18 protein-coding genes and 1 tRNA gene are annotated in these 18,472 nt (G+C 39.9%); 13 read left to right on the top strand and 6 right to left on the bottom strand.

Translation table 11 applies throughout. The annotated features are described in order from the left end of the window. The first annotated feature begins 73 nt into the window (after positions 1-73). From ACIQZ2_RS07210 to ACIQZ2_RS07175, 8 genes are all read left to right on the top strand, one after another. Positions 74-1,528: a tail fiber domain-containing protein gene (locus ACIQZ2_RS07210; RefSeq protein ID WP_395768178.1), complete on the top strand. Its 1,455-nt coding sequence runs from the start codon at positions 74-76 to the stop codon at positions 1,526-1,528. After that, positions 1,525-2,118, top strand: a complete 594-nt coding sequence (locus tag ACIQZ2_RS07205) for a hypothetical protein (protein ID WP_395768177.1) — start codon at positions 1,525-1,527, stop codon at positions 2,116-2,118. Before ACIQZ2_RS07210 ends, ACIQZ2_RS07205 begins: the two co-directional genes overlap by 4 nt. Next, positions 2,118-4,331, top strand: a complete 2,214-nt coding sequence (locus tag ACIQZ2_RS07200) for a fibrinogen-like YCDxxxxGGGW domain-containing protein (protein WP_395768176.1) — start codon at positions 2,118-2,120, stop codon at positions 4,329-4,331. The genes ACIQZ2_RS07205 and ACIQZ2_RS07200 overlap by 1 nt, the downstream gene beginning before the upstream one ends. A 9-nt stretch (positions 4,332-4,340) precedes the next feature. Then, complete coding sequence (locus tag ACIQZ2_RS07195; protein WP_395768175.1) at positions 4,341-5,471, top strand: hypothetical protein; 1,131 nt, start codon at positions 4,341-4,343, stop codon at positions 5,469-5,471. After that, entirely contained in the window at positions 5,471-6,901 is a 1,431-nt protein-coding gene (locus ACIQZ2_RS07190) for a hypothetical protein (RefSeq protein WP_395768174.1), read from the top strand. Before ACIQZ2_RS07195 ends, ACIQZ2_RS07190 begins: the two co-directional genes overlap by 1 nt. A gap of 104 nt (positions 6,902-7,005) precedes the next feature. Then, entirely contained in the window at positions 7,006-8,253 is a 1,248-nt protein-coding gene (locus tag ACIQZ2_RS07185; protein ID WP_395768173.1) for an NRAMP family divalent metal transporter, read from the top strand. A gap of 26 nt (positions 8,254-8,279) precedes the next feature. After that, on the top strand, positions 8,280-9,014 hold the full coding sequence (locus tag ACIQZ2_RS07180) for a hypothetical protein (RefSeq protein ID WP_395768172.1): 735 nt from the start codon (positions 8,280-8,282) through the stop codon (positions 9,012-9,014). Between the two features lie 255 nt (positions 9,015-9,269). Beyond that, a complete protein-coding gene (locus ACIQZ2_RS07175) occupies positions 9,270-9,584 on the top strand; it encodes a helix-turn-helix domain-containing protein (protein WP_395768171.1) in 315 nt (104 codons plus the stop codon). Positions 9,585-9,677: 93 nt separating this feature from the next. Here ACIQZ2_RS07175 and ACIQZ2_RS07170 read toward each other — a convergent pair. Further along, positions 9,678-9,751, bottom strand: a tRNA-Ile gene (locus tag ACIQZ2_RS07170). Between the two features lie 110 nt (positions 9,752-9,861). On the opposite strand from ACIQZ2_RS07170, the gene ACIQZ2_RS07165 reads away from it, so the two are divergent. The 5 genes from ACIQZ2_RS07165 to ACIQZ2_RS07145 are packed head-to-tail and all read left to right on the top strand — an operon-like array spanning position 9,862 to position 14,947. Beyond that, positions 9,862-11,109: an HD domain-containing protein gene (locus ACIQZ2_RS07165; RefSeq protein ID WP_395768170.1), complete on the top strand. Its 1,248-nt coding sequence runs from the start codon at positions 9,862-9,864 to the stop codon at positions 11,107-11,109. Between the two features lie 26 nt (positions 11,110-11,135). After that, entirely contained in the window at positions 11,136-12,149 is a 1,014-nt protein-coding gene (gene lpxD / locus ACIQZ2_RS07160) for a UDP-3-O-(3-hydroxymyristoyl)glucosamine N-acyltransferase (protein ID WP_395768169.1), read from the top strand. A 13-nt stretch (positions 12,150-12,162) separates the two neighbouring features. Then, positions 12,163-13,557 carry a bifunctional UDP-3-O-[3-hydroxymyristoyl] N-acetylglucosamine deacetylase/3-hydroxyacyl-ACP dehydratase gene (locus ACIQZ2_RS07155; protein WP_395768168.1) on the top strand — a complete coding sequence of 465 codons (1,395 nt, stop codon included), beginning with the start codon at positions 12,163-12,165 and terminating at the stop codon, positions 13,555-13,557. 9 nt (positions 13,558-13,566) lie between these two features. Then, positions 13,567-14,337 (top strand): acyl-ACP--UDP-N-acetylglucosamine O-acyltransferase, encoded by a 771-nt coding sequence (gene lpxA / locus ACIQZ2_RS07150; RefSeq protein ID WP_395768167.1) that lies wholly within the window; start codon positions 13,567-13,569, stop codon positions 14,335-14,337. Between the two features lie 7 nt (positions 14,338-14,344). After that, complete coding sequence (locus ACIQZ2_RS07145) at positions 14,345-14,947, top strand: ATP-binding cassette domain-containing protein (protein ID WP_395768166.1); 603 nt, start codon at positions 14,345-14,347, stop codon at positions 14,945-14,947. Here the strand turns inward: ACIQZ2_RS07145 and ACIQZ2_RS07140 are convergent. From ACIQZ2_RS07140 to gcvH, 5 genes are all read right to left on the bottom strand, one after another. After that, on the bottom strand, positions 14,944-15,555 hold the full coding sequence (locus ACIQZ2_RS07140) for an ABC transporter permease subunit (protein ID WP_395768165.1): 612 nt from the start codon (positions 15,553-15,555) through the stop codon (positions 14,944-14,946). The two genes, ACIQZ2_RS07145 and ACIQZ2_RS07140, sit on opposite strands and share 4 nt — an antisense overlap. An 85-nt stretch (positions 15,556-15,640) precedes the next feature. Further along, complete coding sequence (locus ACIQZ2_RS07135; RefSeq protein WP_395768164.1) at positions 15,641-16,177, bottom strand: DUF4199 domain-containing protein; 537 nt, start codon at positions 16,175-16,177, stop codon at positions 15,641-15,643. 2 nt (positions 16,178-16,179) lie between these two features. Continuing rightward, positions 16,180-16,698, bottom strand: a complete 519-nt coding sequence (locus ACIQZ2_RS07130) for a hypothetical protein (protein WP_395768163.1) — start codon at positions 16,696-16,698, stop codon at positions 16,180-16,182. Between the two features lies 1 nt (position 16,699). Next, complete coding sequence (locus ACIQZ2_RS07125; protein ID WP_395768162.1) at positions 16,700-17,989, bottom strand: dihydroorotase family protein; 1,290 nt, start codon at positions 17,987-17,989, stop codon at positions 16,700-16,702. Positions 17,990-18,035: 46 nt separating this feature from the next. Further along, entirely contained in the window at positions 18,036-18,416 is a 381-nt protein-coding gene (gene gcvH / locus ACIQZ2_RS07120; RefSeq protein WP_395768161.1) for a glycine cleavage system protein GcvH, read from the bottom strand. Positions 18,417-18,472: the final 56 nt, after the last annotated feature.

The raw sequence follows: 18,472 nt of genomic DNA, 5'->3' as shown, positions 1-18,472 counted from the left end.
GTAGATGGGAAGTAGATGATTTTCCGGGGAATTTTGCATATAATACCTACCATCAAATTTGGATTAGATAAAAATGAAAAAAATAGTCTTCTTCTTGTTGATTTCTTTTGGTGCGTTTTCCCAAACCGGTATAGGCACGACTACGCCTGTGAACAAACTGGAGGTGGTGACTACCGCCGCAGACCCAGCTAGCACAGGCTCCACTGCGAATGGGAATTTGAGGTTAGGACCTAGTTCGGGATCTCACATTTTAGACTTTGGCCTAAGTTCTACTTCTACCTATTCTTGGTTACAGGCAAGATCGAGAACAAATTACGCCACCTTATATGATTTAGCCTTTAACCCGATCGGAGGAAGGGTAGGAATAGGAACTTCTGCTCCATCTTCCACTTTAACGGTGGGGAACGCGGCGGGAACGATTGGGGGTGAAATTCTTTTAAATCCTACTACTACTCAATACGAAGGTGGACAAATAGTATTTAAAAGATCATTGATTGGGAGCACGGTAGATTGGACCATTGATCAATATGGTTCTTCATCTGCGAATGCTAGATTTAGAATATTTAATGGGGCAAGTGAAACAAATGGGATTTCTATTCTAGAGAATGGGAAAATTGGAATAGGTTTGCCAGACCCATTAACACTTTTACATCTTCAAAATAGTAATAGTATGGGCACAGGGGATCCTGGAAACAATGTTTTGCCAAGTATTTATATCTACAATTCAAATACAGCGTCTAACACCGCTCATTCCATTTTAACTTTACGAACGAATGGAAGTGGAGGAGGTAACCCCTATTTATCTTTTGATATAAATGGAGTCAGGGGATATTCGGTGGGGATCGATAATGCAGATGGGGATAAATTAAAGTTTCATACAAACTGGAGTCTAAATAATGTAAATACGCCAGCCCTTACACTTACTTCTGATGGCAAATTTGGAATAGGGACATCTTCGCCCGGTAGAAGTTTGCAAGTGCAATCATCTGATAATACATCGGTTTACCTAGAAAGTACGACGAGTGATAATAATGGGTTGGTAATTCTTAATGCCAATACAGATCAAAACTGGACTTTTAACTATCATGAGTTTATGTATTTTCAAAAACAAGGAAATAACATAGGTTCAATCATAGCTGCAAACAATGGTTCTGGAGTTAGTTTTAATACTTCTTCAGATTATCGTTTAAAAACGGATTTGAGAAATTACAGTGGAATTGACCTTGTAAACAAAATTAGAACGTACGATTTTTCTTGGAAAGCGAATAACTCTCGAATGCATGGCGTAATGGCGCATGAACTGCAAGAGATTTTACCTTATGCGGTTAGTGGATTAAAAGATGCCATAGATGAGAATGGCAAAATGGTCCCCCAAGGAGTGGATTATGGTAAAATCACCCCCGTTTTAGTCAAGGCAATTCAAGAGCAGGATAAAAAAATCAACCAATTAAAAAAAGAGAAAGAAGCTCTAGAGAAAACACTATTGATGATCCAGCGCCGTTTATTAAAACTTGAAAAGAAGAAATGAAAAGACTAGTTATACTTTTCTTGTTGATTACGTTTTATGGCCAGGCCCAAACCGGCATTGGGACCACCACGCCTAATGCTTCGGCGAAGCTAGACGTGACTGCCACCGATCGCGGCTTTTTGCCTCCTCGTGTTGCACTTACAGCAGCTAATGTCTTCACTCCTATCACAGGGACATCGTCTGCTGCTGCGGGCTTGTTAATTTATAATACCGCCACCGCTGGAACGGTCCCAAATAACGTGGTGCCTGGTTATTATTTTTGGAATGGGACAGCTTGGATTCAAATCTCGAATGGCTTAATAGTAGATGCTAGTAAAACCTCCAGCTTTTCAATAGTTGCAGCCGATAATAACAAATTGTTTTTAATCAATTCTTCGACTTCCGTGACAGTAACAGTGCCATCTGGTTTGCCTATAGGCTTTGCCTGCCAATTTATACAAACTGGGGCAGGAGCAGTAATTCTGTTAGGGGGTTCCGGTGTCACATTGAACTCAGCTAATGGTTTAACGAGTCGCGCCGCAAATAGTGCCGTAGGCTTGGTGATGAGTTCTTCTACATTAGGCTATGTTTTTGGAGATACCATTAACTAATGAAAAAGGTTCTGGCTCTATTTTGTGTTTTATGTTCCTTTTCTCTGCAAGCGCAATTGATGGTGAATAACCTTGCACTGCGCAAGCCAGTCGTACCCAATACCTATAATTTTACGTACAAGGGAGAGATGCAAATCTTTATCGTTCCTAACCGCGTGACTTCGATTCAGGTGAATGCGATAGGGGCCAAAGGCGGGACAGGTGCTCGTGGACAAGCAGGCGGAGCTGGCGCAAACATTACCACAACCTTAAATGTAACCCCAGGCCAAACATTATACATCGTAGTGGGCGGATTTCCAGGTCAATCGGCGACAGCTGCCTACGGGTTTGGTGGAAATGGTGGTTCAGGAACGTACTATGGAGGTGCCGGGGGAGGATTATCGGGGGTATTCACTAGCTCCTCTCCAGCTGTAGCGAATGCACTAATTGTTGCCGGTGGAGGCGGTGGTGGTTCGGGAAATGCGACAGGTACAAATTTTACAGGAGGGAATGCCGGAAATAACATAACGGGGAGCTCGAGTAATGGAAAAGAAGAAAACCCTGCACCTTATGTTGTAAATGGCCGATCTCAATTTGGCTATGCAGCCACTAATTCAGCCGCTGGCTTAGGAGGAGAACCCTTTGATGTTCAACCAGGAACGAGAGGTGGAAATGGTAGCGATATTAGCGGTGGTGTAGGTGGAACTACTGGAGGGGTGAGTACATGGAATGGCGGTGGCGGAGGAGGTGCTGGTTTTTATGGTGGTGGTGCCGGTGCCGGTGGTGGTGCGGCTTGTGGTGGAGGCGCTGGTGGTGCCACCAAATCATCAACCAATTTAAACTCATACGGGCCAATGAATAATACGGGTAATGGATCCGTTTCGATTACTTGTTTTTCAAATTCAGGATTGGTGTTGCATTTGGATGCAGGAAATCCGGCAAGTTACCCTGGCTCTGGAACAACATGGAATGATTTGTCGGGCAATGGCTCGCATGTAACTTTAACATCCACAACATATAATGCAGCTAGCGGTGGTTCCATTGCATTTAATGGAACATCTAGCTATGCTGATTTTAATGCCAATATTGGGAATACCAATGTAGTTACTGTGGACATGTGGGTGAGAACGAATTCAATTGCAAATGGCATGTATTTTGGCTTTAATATATACGACGCTTTAGTCATTGACGGTAGTATTGGATTTAATACGGCAAATAGTGATCAGTATGGAATGACAAGTTCAAAAGTAAGAGAACTAGGAATTGAAGGAGCCTGGAGGCATTTGGTTTTTGTGATGTATTCCGGATCAAAGACAAACAACAAAATATATGTGAATGGCGAAAGTCAAGCTTTAACCCAAATACTTGCCTCGTTTAATTCAACTAACGCAACATTTAACTCTGGTGCCGGAAGAATTTCCAGCTGGCGATTTGGTTTAACTTGGTTAATGAATTTAAATGTAGCTAGTTTTAAAATATATAATCGAGAATTAAGTGCACAAGAAATCACCAATAACTACCGCGCATATCAGTCAAAGTATTATGCTGAGGGCGATGGATTAAGTCCGGCTACGGCCTCAACAAGTGCGTATCAAATCAAACAAGATTATCCGAGTTCGCCAGATGGATTTTATTGGATACGAAATGCCAACATCAACGGTGGCAACCCCGTGAAGATTTATGCAGATATGACCACAGATGGAGGAGGTTGGACTTTGATTCTCAAGAACTCTTCCAACTCGGTTTGGACCTATGTAAACTCAATCAATTATAATAACAATATACCTTTCACATCTACAGCAGATGTAATAAGCACATCTACTGCCAGCTATTCGATTATTTCTTGGGCAGATTTCATCAAGCGAAGTTCGACAGGATTTCAATACATGATAGACGCAGGATCAAGGCGAAGTTTTGGGGGTATTTGGACGGCAAATGGCAATTATAGTTTTGTGAAAACAGACAATAGCCAAACAGACGTTACAATTAATACTAAATTTGGTAACTGGAATTACAACACAGCAAACAATGGTATTTCACAAAGAATGCCATGGTATAGTAATACAACAGGTTCCGGAACAGGTTACATCACTTTGGCAAGTGGTACAGGTAACTGGTGGGGTACCATGGTATCAAACAATCAGTACTATTCACCATCACCTTGGCTTTCAGATGCATCTGGTGGTACTTCTACGAATCAAAACCCCGGTATCATTTGGTATTGGGTTCGTTAAATTTGCAAAATGAAAAAGGCACTTTTTTTCTTCTTTTTTTCAGTGCAAGTATATGCCCAAACCGGCATAGGAACCACGACGCCCGATGCATCGGCTAAACTTGACGTTTCATCCACCAACAAAGGTTTCCTTCCTCCTCGCGTTACCTTAACTTCAGGAACTGATAATTCAACAATTCCCAATCCGGCGACAGGCTTGTTAGTTTACAATACGGGGAGTAATCCCAATTTGGTGGCTGGTTATTATTATTGGAATGGCGCAAACTGGGCTACGATTGCAAATGCTACTGGTTCAGGTGTTAGCGCCTCGTTTATGCGAGGATCTAGAACAGCAGCCCAAACGGCTGGTTTAAGTACCAACGGGTTGGTGGCATTTACCCAAGTAGATCAAGTAGCTGGACAAGATATTTCCCTAAACACGAGCACAGGTCAGATTACCTTAGCGGCCGGTCGGACCTATCGTTTGCAAGCGCAAGTCCCTAATTTTCAAACTTCAAACGCGGATGCCCGCCCACAATTTGGCTGGTATAATGAAACGACGGGAGCCTATGTCGGAAGTTCCTCTGCATCCTATTCCGGAGGAAGTACGGCTGCTTGGGGCGCAACTGGAGGATTATCGGATGCTGTGATTACAACATCGACACAAACAGTGGTCTCCTACCGAATTATACAGACTTTTAATACAAATCAGTTGGGAGGTAGCGGAGATTTCTCCACAACAGGCTCTTTTCCATGGTTTAATATTCAAGTGATTTCTGGTAACCAACCTATTCAGCCTGATAAAATTGCAGTATTTGTAAATGCCGGTGTCCCCGTAACTTTTGGCGATATTCAAGTACAGATGACCACTTCAGGTAATCGAAGTTTGAATATCCGAACCACGGGCGCAAGTTTTACTGGAAGGGTATCTGCCTATACTACCTATGCAGGTGGTTCATTCACCTTTTTTTCAGAAGTAAACCAAGTAATTAACTCGACATTCGCCTACCTTGGAACAACATGGAGTTTTGGTGGGGATGGTGCTGTTGCGGTATATTATTTACGGGATACGACGAATAGTCGGTTTTATCGGATTACTTTAATGACTGGGGCTGTCCCAAATTACACGAATAACATGATTTCAATCGAAAAAATAATTTAATGAAATACATTTTATTTTTCCTTTTTATTTCCGTTCAAACAATTGCTCAAACCGGCATCGGCACCACATCACCTCACGCCTCAGCTAAACTGGAAGTTTCAGCTTCGGATAAAGGATTCTTACCCCCACGCGTTACGTTAACAAGTGCATCATCTGCTGCGCCTATTACTTCTCCTGCCGAAGGCTTATTGGTATACAATCTAGGTTCTGTGGGATTGCAGGCGGGTTATTATTATTGGAATGGGGCTAGTTGGGCTACTATAGCAACAGCCAGTTTATCCGGTGATAATGTTCAATCAACGAGTCTCTTCAAACTATATCAAGAAGCATATTCAACCGCGTCAAATAAAGCGCCTAGTTCAGGAGGTTTCAGTTTTACGGTTCCCGTCTCAGGTAGGTACGAGTTCAATTTTAATTGCACAGCTTGGAATGCAAACGGATCAAAAGTTTTATTAACATACAATATCAGACAGGGGACTACTGTTTTAGGATCAGATTATCATGAATCTACCAGCAGTAATGTATGGGCAGAATATGAAGGAAGAGTCGAAGTAAATTTAAGTGCAGGGGTCACCTACAATGCACAAGTAGTTACCACGACTGGTAGCCGAGACACGCGAGATTGGGATAAAATATTCTACAAACTAGTAGCTGGAAATCTTCCTATAAACCAGCACATTGCCTCAACCAATATTCAGTTGAATAACAATTTCTTATCCAATGATGGTGGTAATGAAGGGATAAAAGTCGATAATTATGGCAATGTAGGAATAGGAACAAGTTCGCCTACTGCTAAATTAGATGTTACTGGGAATGTAAAAATAAGTGGTGGTGTCAATGTGAGTGGCTCATCAAATGTCACGTTACAAACACCTGCATTAGTTGTGGGCACGAGTAGTGGCGATGAAGGTGGTGAGATTCAGCTGGCCACGGCACAAACAAATCAATCCTTATCAGGGAGTGTTATTGTTGATGTATACAGAAACCAATTAAGATTTTTGGAAAGTGGCAGTAATGCCAGAGGGGTAAACATTGACTTGAGCAAAGCACCAGCACAAGCAAGTGGTGAATTATTATGGAAAAAAGCTGATTTTGTGCCAGCAGGAACATATATTTCATTAGATAATCTTAAAGTAGCCGTAACAACAGGAGGAAATAGAGGTTTAAGTATTGGTGCAGTTTCAACAAATTTTGAAGCGGATGTAAGTGGTTGGTTCACCGTTAATGGAGGTAGTGGTGGAGGTACAGCAAATAATGTTAACTATTCCACAACTGGCTCAGGTTCTGCATTTGGTTGGAACTTCCCCACGCACGGTGATTTGGTACAAATGAGTATACGAGATAAAACAAACAGTAGATTTTACCGTGTCACCATGATGATAGGTGCAGGATACGTTAGTAATTTTCTATCGATTGAAAGGTTATTTTAGACGTTGGACAAATATGTAGAGACGTGATACCTCGCGTCTTTCATGTTTAAAATAAGACGCGAAGTATCGCGTCTCTACTGATAAAAATTCTCTACCTTGAATCCATGAAAATCCGAGCCAAACTAAAACACTATTGGAAAGTCATTGGCCCGGGATTGATTACAGGAGCAAGTGATGATGATCCATCGGGTATTGCGACCTATTCGCAAGCGGGTGCTGCTTTTGGGTTGGCTACTTTGTGGACGGCAATATTGGCATTCCCGTTGATGGCCGCGATCCAACAAATGTGTGCCCGGATTGGATTAGTTACCTCCCAAGGGCTAACGGGGACATTAAAAAAACATTACCCAAAACCTGTTTTATATGTGATGTTGGTTTTCAGCTCCCCAGCCATTGTGATGAATATAGGTGCGGACATAGCCGGCATGGGGGCCGTTGGCAATTTATTATTCCCTTCCATAGACGCTACGTACTTCAGTGTTTTATTTACAGTTATTTTAATGGGCCTCATCATTTACCTCCCCTATCAAAAAATTGCTTCTATTCTTAAATACCTCTGCATCGTCATGCTGGTGTATTTCATTGTTCCATTTCTTTACAAACAGGATTTCACCGCGATATTAAAAGCTACGTTCATCCCAACTATCCATTGGAGCAAGGAATTCTTACTGATTTTGGTAGGGATATTAGGTACTACGATTTCGCCCTATTTGTTCTTTTGGCAGGCGTCTGTTGAAGTAGAAGAAATGAAGCACAAACGGGCATTGATGGTCAATAAAAAGATCATAAACGAAATGAAACAAGATGTGGATTTCGGGATGACCTTTTCGGGTTTTGTGATGTATTTTATCATTTTAACCACAGGAACTGTTTTGTATTCCTCTGGGGTACATCAAATCAACACCGTGGAAGAAGCCGCCATGGCCCTAAAACCATTAGCTGGTGATTTGGCTTATTTTCTTTTTGCCATTGGGATTATTGGCACGGGACTAATCGCGGTACCAGTTCTCAGTGGATCGCTATCTTTTATGTACGCAGAGACCTTCGGTTGGGAACAAGGTTTAGACAAAAAATTCCATGAGGCCAAAGGCTTTTATGTTATCATCGCCATCTCACTTATGCTCGGTTTATCGCTAAACTATGTGGGCATCTCCCCCATCGACGCCTTAATTTATACCGCTGTATTATATGGCATTACGGCTCCTGTATTAATAGGGATTATCCTGCATATTTCCAACAATACAAAAATAATGGGGGAATATACCAATACACGTTATCTGAATATAATGGGGGGAATTGCGTTCGTATTGATGTCGGCAGCATCTGTGGCGCTTGGGGTATTGTATTATTGATTAATTTTGCAAAAAGATATCTAAACATGAATTTTAAAATAATAGCTTTCATTTTCGGTTGTGCCATCCTTACTGCAGCATGTAAAAAGGATGAAATCAATACACCGGCGATGTCGAATACCAGTACAAAAAATATCATCAAACTTGATACTGCACCAGCGATTCCGAAAGCCTATATATTCATTGAGCCCACGTCAAAATATTCCATGGTATCACAATACCTACGTGACAGCACTATCAAATCCCCCTTGTTCCCCCGACCTTTCTTGGGTTTCAATGGCGTAGATGGAGGCGCAATACAATACAATTTTTTGAATTATGTTGATATGCCTCATTGGTATGATGGTCGTTTACCAGCTATCATTGAAGCGGAAATACCCCAACAAAGTGGTGGACTAGATGCTTATGGAAATGCGAAAAGTCAATACATTTTCACCACAGTTAAAATTCCCAAAAACACCACGATTGGAACAGCGTGGGTCAGCATTTTCATACCGGTCAAAGCCATGGGCAATAATACAAAAAGACTTAGAGCGGTATATACGTATGAAAAATTGGGAAATACGCTAGTTACCAACGGGTCTGTATCTGGCTTCACAAGAAATTTAGATCAAGTTATTTCTGGTTACACATATACTTATAAGGGGACAAGAATTCCCAAAGGCACCTATCGATTGTATGGCACCTACCCTTCATCAGGACTAAGAGCTATATTAACAGAAACAAAAGATTTTTATATGGTAGGCAATGCACTACTTTAAGCTAGGTTTCGTAAATAAGAATAGAATTAAACCCCAAACAATCAAAAGCTACGCGCACAATTAATTCCTATTAGTATCTAAGACCTTACAGGTAGTCGTATTGTACGGACATTACTTCGAGCCATTTTATTTGACACTAAGTAAGAAGGTTCAAGAAAAAATATTGTGGACAATCAAGATAATTGAGGAACTTGAACAAATCTCAAAAAACACCACAAATAGAAATTAAAAAAGCACTTCAAATAAAACAAGCTTATGAAAGCGATAAATAACTTAACTTCCTTAGAAGATTTCACGACTCAACACTACGGCCCAAAAGGAACGGTAAAGCGTAATGAATTTGAAGAAGGATATGAGAATTTTAAATTAGGATTCATGTTGCAAGAGGCTCGTAAAAAAGCCGGATTAACACAAGATGAATTTGCGCAAAAAGCAGGAACAACTAAATCCTATATTTCAAAAATTGAAAATAACATCAAGGAAGTACGCCTATCTACCCTACAAAAAATTGTTGAACTAGGCTTAGGTGGAAAAGTAGAGTTATCAATAAAATTAGACGAAGGAAGTTGAAGTTGGCATATTAATATAATTATCGGTCTGACGTCTAACGTCCTGCTTCTAACGTCAAAAAAAAACACCCACCTTTTCAGATGAGTGTCTTCGTGGACCAGCATGGGCTCGAACCATGGACCCCCTGATTATGAGTCAGATGCTCTAACCAACTGAGCTACAAGTCCGCATTAGTATGATCTAATGTGATGCAAAATTAATTAATTATTGCTTTCGAACTAATTTGGAGTGAATAATTTCTAAATTTAAGACTTGAAAAAACGTTAGGTATTTGCGCATGTTTCCAACAAAAATCATCAATGACCCCATTTATGGGTTCATCAAAATCAATAACCCCTTCATACTCAAACTGATTGACCATCCGTTCGTTCAGCGTTTGAAGCGAATTAAGCAATTGGGATTGGCTGAATTTGTGTATCCTGGAGCACATCATACCCGCTTTCATCATGCCTTAGGCGCCATGCATTTAATGGTTGAAGCGTTAAATAATCTTAGAGCAAAAGGCTATCAGGTATCAGATGATGAAATGGAGGCCGCTGAAATAGCTATTCTTCTCCATGATATCGGTCATGGACCCTTTTCTCACGTATTGGAATATACTTTGTTAAATCATGTTCACCACGAGGAAATCTCCAACCTCATCATGGAAAAGCTAAATAAACACTTTAATGGTCGTTTAAATTTGGCCATTTCCATGTTTGATGATACTTATCCACGAAAGTTTTTTCACCAACTGATTTCGAGCCAATTAGATGTTGACCGCCTCGATTACTTATCCCGCGATTCGTTTTATACGGGAGTTCGAGAAGGTTTCATCGGATCAGAACGCTTATTAAGCATGTTGGATTTGCAAGATGAGAATCTAGTCATGGAAGAAAAAGGGATTTATTCGATCGAGAACTTTCTTATGGCCCGCCGATTAATGTATTGGCAAGTATATTTACACAAAACAGCAATAGCGGGGGAAACCATGCTGATTCAAATTCTCCGTCGGGCAAAAGATTTAATCATCCAAGGAAAAAAACTGAGCTGTTCAAAAGCCTTGATGTTATTCTTAAAGAAAGAATACACTTGGGAAGAATTCATTGCGGACCCAAATTTGTTAATTGCTTTTACCGATTTAGATGATCATGATGTTTGGGCAGCGATCAAAACCTGGAAAGACGCAGATGACAAAATTCTTTCTTTGTTGTGCACCCACTTCTTGAGCCGGAAATTATTCACCTGTAAATTAGGAAGCCAACCCCTACCTAAATCAAAGCGAACCGAAATTTCAGAAGAGATAAAAGCTAAACTTGATATTAGCGATGAGGAGTTATCCTACTTTGTGATAGAAGGATCTACTAGCAATTCAGCTTATGTCCAAGGTGATAATACCATTAAAATTGTTGATAAGCTTGGACATGTCGTTGAGTTAACGGAAGCCTCAGATTTGCCGACCATCCAAGCTTTGAGCAAGATTGTAAAAAAATACTATTTTTGTTGCCCAAAGAGCGTATATTTGCAAGGCGATTTGAACGCTTAACTTATTCTAAATTCCTCATACCCTATATGAAGTTTACCGTTGACCAAATAGCGACCATTATTCAAGGAGCAGTAGAAGGCGACGGAACTCAAACGATTACAGGCTTTGATAAAATAGAGGAAGGCAAATCAGGAAGTATTTCATTCCTATCTAATCCCAAATACGAAGCTTATTTGTATGATACCGACGCTACAGCGGTCATTGTTGCGTCTGATTTAGTATTAAAATCACCTGTTAAATCAACACTGATACGCGTCAAGGAGCCTTATGTCGCTTTCACCATCTTGTTACAAAAATACCAAGAAATGACTGCGGAAAGAGAGACCGGGATTTCAATACATGCCATCATAGAAGCTGGCGTAAAAGTAGGTCAATCAATCTTTGTTGGCCGATTTACTTTCATTGATTCCCATGTGAGTATTGGCAACTCAACAAGTATACATAGCCACGTGAGTATTGGCAAAAACGTACATATTGGAGATAATTGCATCATTTACCCAGGTGTAGTTATCTACAAAGACACGATTATTGGTAACAATGTTGTCATCCATTCGAATGCGGTTATCGGTTCCGATGGTTTCGGTCATGCACCGCAATCAGATGGGACTTATAAGGCAATTCCACAATTAGGCAATGTGGTTATCGAAGATGATGTAAGTATAGGCGCGAATTCAACGGTTGATCGCGCAACCATGGGATCAACCTACATTCGAAAAGGAGTCAAATTGGACAATTTAGTTCAAATTGCGCACAACGTAGATGTAGGCGCACATACGGCAATTGCTTCGCAAACCGGAATATCTGGTTCAACTAAAATTGGTGAATATTGCCTAATTGCCGGACAAGTAGGAATCGCAGGGCATCTTACGATAGCTCCGAAAACCATCATAACGGGCCGGACGGGAATTACAAAATCAATAAAAGAAGCTGGACAAACCTTAGGAGGTTATCCAGCCATGAATAATGCTGAATTCTTGAAAAGAAGCGCATTGATTCGTCGCTTACCTGAATTATTTGAGCAAATAAAAAACATTAAATAGGCTTACCCTTCTTATGAATAATAAGCAACATACTATTTCTAAATCAGTGACACTTTCCGGAGTAGGTCTGCATACAGGTGTCGTAGCCAATATGACCTTTTTGCCTGCTGCAGCTAATCACGGGATTAAATTTCAGCGTATTGATTTACCTGGACAACCGGTCGCTGATGCCGATGTCGATTACGTAGTAGATACTTCACGGGGCACTACAATCGAACACAATGGGGCACGAATAAATACTGTCGAGCACGTATTAGCGGCATTAGTGGGTTTAGAAATTGACAATATCCTTATTCAATTAGATGGTCCTGAACCTCCCATTATGGATGGATCTTCTATCAAATTTGTCGAGGCACTTAAAGATGCAGAACCTGTTGAACAGGAAGCGCACCGTAAATTCTTTGAGTTAACAGAGGAAGTTCGTTTTAAAGATTTAGATAAAGGAATTGAATTAGCAGCGTTGCCACTTAACGACTACCGTATCGCTGTAATGGTGGATTATAATTCTAAATTTCTTTCAAGCCAACATGCCAACTTGAGTCATGTGTCTCAATTTGAAAAGGATTTTTCCATGTGTAGAACTTTTTGTTTTGTACATGAAATCGAGGCCTTATACAAAGCAGGTCTAATTAAGGGAGGAGATTTAAATAATGCCATCGTAATTGCTGATAAGGACTACTCCGAAACAGAATTAGCTCATTTATCAAAAGTATTGGGAAAACCTAAAGTTTCTATTTCAAAAGAAGTGGGAATTTTAAATAATACCAATCTTCATTTCAATAATGAAATGGCTCGCCACAAATTGCTGGATGTTATGGGCGATTTGGCTTTAGTAGGCCGACCAATTAAAGCCCAAATTCTAGCCTCACGTCCTGGACATGCATCCAATGTGGAATTGGCAAAAAAGATTAAAAAACTCATGTTAGAGGCGGAGAAAAATAATGTACCGGTATACGATCCGAAGCAATCCCCTATCTTCTCTCATGAGCGTATATACGAACTATTGCCACATCGTTATCCATTTCAAATGATTGATAAAATCATTTATTTAGATGATAATAGTGTCGTTGGGGTGAAAAATGTAACCATGAATGAAAATTATTTTATGGGTCATTTTCCAAACAATCCTGTTATGCCAGGCGTTATGCAAGTAGAAGCCATGGCACAAACAGGTGGTATTTTAGTTTTAAGTTCCGTACCAGATCCAGAAAATTACTGGCCATACTTAGTTGGAATTGAAAATTGTCGGTTCCGCAAAAGTGTTATTCCAGGCGATACAGTAGTATTTAAATGCGAACTAACTGCTCCTATCCGTCGAGGAATTGCCAAAATGATTGGTAAGGCCTATGTGGCAGGCCAAGTAGTTTGTGAGGCTGAAATGACGGCTAGTTTAGTTAGAAAATCTTAGTATTTGAACATGAGTCAACCACTTTCCGTAATAAGTCCAACAGCCAAAATTGCCGATAATGTTCGGATCGATCCATTCAGTGTAATACATGAAGATGTAGAAATTGGTGAAGGAACTTGGGTTGGTTCAAACGTAACCATCTATCCAGGCGCTCGTATTGGAAAGAATGTGCGTATTTTTCCAGGAGCCGTGATTTCTGCTATTCCACAAGACCTGAAATTTGGAGGTGAAATAACAACTACCGAAATTGGTGACAACACAACCATTCGAGAATGCGCGACCATTAATCGCGGTACGGCAGATAAACAAAAGACCGTTGTAGGCAAAAATTGTTTAATAATGGCTTACGTACACGTAGCTCATGATTGTGTGATAGGTGACAATTGCATAATTGCAAATGCTGTTCAAATGGCTGGACATGTTACCGTAGGAGATTTTGCAATTATAGGTGGATCATCTGCTATACATCAATTTGCGTCCATTGGTCGTCACGTGATGATTTCCGGTGGTTCATTGGTTCGTAAAGACGTCCCTCCTTTTACGAAAGCAGGTCGGGAGCCATTGAGTTACGCAGGAATCAATTCAGTAGGCTTACGCCGTCGTGAATTTAACGATGACCAAGTCAATGAAATTCAAGAAATATACCGTTATGTGTACTTAAAAGGCCTCAATAACCAAGAAGCCTTAAGTCAAATTGAATCCAATATTCCAAAATCTGGTCACCGCGATGAAATTGTTGAATTTATTCGTAATTCAGAAAGAGGAATTATGAAAGGCTAATTCAAACATGAAGATCATTGCCACAGATATTTACAAGAAATTTCGTCAGGAATGGGTCTTCAAATCATTGAACTACACATTTGAGTCGGGTAATTCCTATGCCATTGTAGGACAAAATGGGGCTGGTAAATCAACTCTACTCAAAACATTGGCGCAATATAGCCTTCCTAATAAAGGCAAAGTCGAATTCGAAGGAATATCAGAAGATATTCATAAGCAAATCAGTTTCGCAGCCCCCTATTCAGAATTAATTGAAGAATTTACCCTTCCAGAACTGCTTGCCTTCTTAATTAAAATTGATTTTCTGAAGCCTGAATGGAATTTTGATGCGTTCACAAATTTCATTGATTTAAAACCTGCTGAATCTAAATACATCAAAAATTATTCTTCTGGTATGCGCCAAAAGGTAAAATTAGGCATAGCATTAGCCTCTGAACGCCCAATACTCTGTTTAGATGAACCCACGTCAAACTTGGATGAAAAAGCTAAACAGTGGTTTTTTGATTCCATTGACAAGCAACGACACAAACTAATTCTCATTGCTTCCAATGAACCAGCAGAAATAAATTTGTGCACGCGGCAAATCGCCATAGCCGATTATAAAAGCTAAGTAAACTTCAGATCCAATCGCAAACGAATCAAACCGAATAACAAAGTACATAATCCCATAAAATACAGGATACTACTTCCATCAATAACCCCCTTGCTAAGTTGTTGGTAATGGGAAAAAACCGACCAAGTTTCAAACGCTTGAACTTCTTGCATACCTTGCCAGCAAACAAAATTCAATACCAAACCCAATACAAAAGCGAGTGATTGTTTTGAGACTAAAGCTGATGCCAAGGTCGATAAACATATAAACACAGCACATAGAAGAATTAAACCTACGTAGGCACCAATAATCAATGATGCATCATAATTGCCTACCGGACTACCTAAACGGCTTATCGTATAGGTGAAAATACCAGTGGGTATAAGAATGATCATCACAAGAAGTAAATTACTAAGTAACTTCCCAAGGACAATCGAATTCATCGAAATAGGCAATGAACGCAGAAGATCAAAAGTTCGCATTTCAAACTCTTCTGCAAATGCACGCATCGAAATGGCTGGAATAAAAAACAAGAAAAACCAAGGGCTTAAATCAAAAAATACCCGTAATTCGGCAAATCCATAATCGAGAAGATTACCGTCCAACCACCACAAATAAATTCCCATGAGCATATAAAAGGACGTCATGATACCCAATCCCAAAAAGGAACTAAAAAAACTACTAAGATCTTTGCGAATAATGGCGACCATCTTATTCAAACATGGGTTTCTCTCGCTTCATGATTCCAGAAACGATCAAGCCTAAAACAAATACAATAAACGTAGTAGCAATAACGATTGTGATAAATTGAACTCCTGGACTCAACATCATAGATGTAATTTTTTCAGCATCACTAATTTGACTTGCTGATAATCCCTGGTCTTCCAAACGCTCACGCGCTATATCCATTTGTTTTTGGATCATTGAATCATCGATAAAATTAATATAGATGTAATTAAATCCACCCGAAACAATCCCCCAAATAGCGCCTAATAGGGTTGAATTACCCAAACCCTCACCATAGCTCATAAACCCACCTTGTTGCGCGCGAACTTCCTTTATGGTAAAAAACAAGATTGAAACATTTAAAGCAAAAGTTGCAATAAACGAAACCCAACCTAAAGTCTCTGAAAAATCTTCCGCCAAACCAGAATACTGTGTAATCACAGAAAGTAAAAAACTTAAAATAGCGCCAATAATCGCCCATTTAACCAAAATTAGGTTCTTTGAAGTTGATGAAGTTTCCATATCTATTGTTTATAGTAAAGTGAAATTAACAGATTCGGTAAAAATGCAAGAAAAAGCTTTTGACTAAATTCATCACGCGCAATACTAAAAGCATTAATTCCTTGAATACCTTGCATTAATTGAAAGTAATATTCCTTTCCTTCTTGCTTGATAATGACATCTTTGTATTGCCCTAACTCATGAACACTTATTCGAATATAATCTTGTAAGACTTCCATTCCTGTGACAGATTGGTAAAAATAATAAAGAGCTAATGCTCCTACAATAGCCGTAATGAAGACAAAAATATACTGGTATAGGAATAGCTTTAAAAAATGAACCGATGAACCTCGGTTAGCCCCTACCCATTTTTTAGCCAAATAAACCTGAGCAAACAACACAATTACAAATGAAGGCGCTTTCTTTCCTGCCAAAGGAATGATTTCATTTACCGTCAATACATAACAATAGACGGTCATTAAAATCACGCAAAGTATACTTACCACAACCAAACGTGGAATTTGACCTATGAGCTCCTTCATCTTATCGCTGATATAATACGTGTTCTCCTTTTAGCACAAAGGCTACTTGGGAATTAAATGTCTCTCCCAAGAAACAAGAATTCTTTGATCTACTCACAATATCGCCTAGTTGGTACATATGAGAAACCCCTCCATCATAAACAATTCCCTGTACTGAAGCTCCTAACTCAAGTACCGGTAAATTAACTCCCAGCAATGCAGCAGGTTTATGCGTCAAATAATCAAGTGCATTCGGCAAGCCACGCTTTTGTGCGACCGTGGTAAATGCAATTAAAAGCGTTTCCAAGCCAATGCTACCAAATTCTGCATGATCAAATTCCAAAGCCTTCGATTCAAATTCCACAGGATGATGATCAGATACCACTACATCTATCACCCCCGACTTCAATCCTTTCCACAAAGCATCCAAATCAGTTGTTGTTCTAAATGGAGGAAACACCTTTTTATTTGTATCGAATTCGGAAATAGCTTCTTCCGTAAAAATCAATTGGTGAACAGCTACATCGCACGTAACCGGAAGTCCTTCTTTTTTAGCTGCTTGAAGTAAATCCATCGATTCTCCAGACGAAATACATGAAAAATGAAGTCGAAAATCAGCATGAGCCAGACCAAAACCATTCGCACGAACATAACGTAACAAATCCAAATCCCGCTTGATACTCATACTTTCAGTCAGTACCGGAATTCCTTTTAAACCCAACAGCGTACTTTGTAAACCCTCGTGTATTTGTCCGTACAATGAAAGAGCTTCTGTATCAGGCCGACTAACGATTGTTACCGGCAAAGTTTGAAGATATTGAAGACTTTTTGACATTAAATCAACAGCCTGCAGTGACCCATCACCATGGCCAAACCAATTCGCTCCCGCACGATGCAAGTCTAACAAATCCGTAAAATTCTCACCCTTATTATCTAGGCTCAATGGAGCCATGGGATGAAAAGATACCGTCCCTGATTTTTGGCTAATAAAATGGATTGCCTCAGCTTGCTGGGGTACAGGAGAACCCGTAGGCAATAACAACATATCCAAAACGCCACCTTTCAGCGCCGCTTGCGTTAAACTGTCCCAATCTTCTCTGTGCTCACCACCTGGTAAAGTATGATGGACACGTAAATCGACTAGACTAGGTGCCCAGTTTAAATTTGATCCATCAATCACCAAATCGGCTGAGGCCTGAATTGAGGGAGCTATTTGTACCCATTGGCCATTATCCGCCAACAAATCAACTTGCTTACCAAAAGCGCTCGAACGAGAATCTTGTACAAAAACTGATTTAATTAAAATCCGCATGTTCTGTATAATCTAAAAAAAAACCCTGAAATCAGGGTTTTAAAAATCAATGTCCAACAAAAGTTTGGTAGGTAGCTACATCCATCAATTGATCAATGTCGCTTAAATCACTTAGCTTCATTTTAATAACCCAACCTTCACCATAGGGGTCAGAATTAACTAGTTCTGGGTTATTATTTAAATTCGTATTAAACTCCACAATTTCACCTGCAACGGGCAAGTACAAATCCGAAACTGTCTTAACTGCCTCAACCGTTCCAAATACCGCATCTTGAGCGATACTCTTTCCTACTGTTTCCACTTCCACATAAATGATGTCACCTAATTCTCCTTGAGCAAAGTCTGTAATTCCTACAATCGCAACATCACCCACCAATTTAATCCATTCGTGCTCCTTTGTGTACTTTAATTCAACTGGAAAATTCATATGTTCGTATTTTTTTGCATGCAAAGGTCACGAAATTCAGCATTGATTGCAAAAAA

Origin of the sequence: Aquirufa sp. (genome assembly GCF_044342065.1) — a bacterium.
Classification (GTDB): domain Bacteria; phylum Bacteroidota; class Bacteroidia; order Cytophagales; family Spirosomataceae; genus Aquirufa.
Note: the sequence above shows the minus strand (reverse complement) of the source record. Positions and strands in the feature narration are given on the sequence as shown.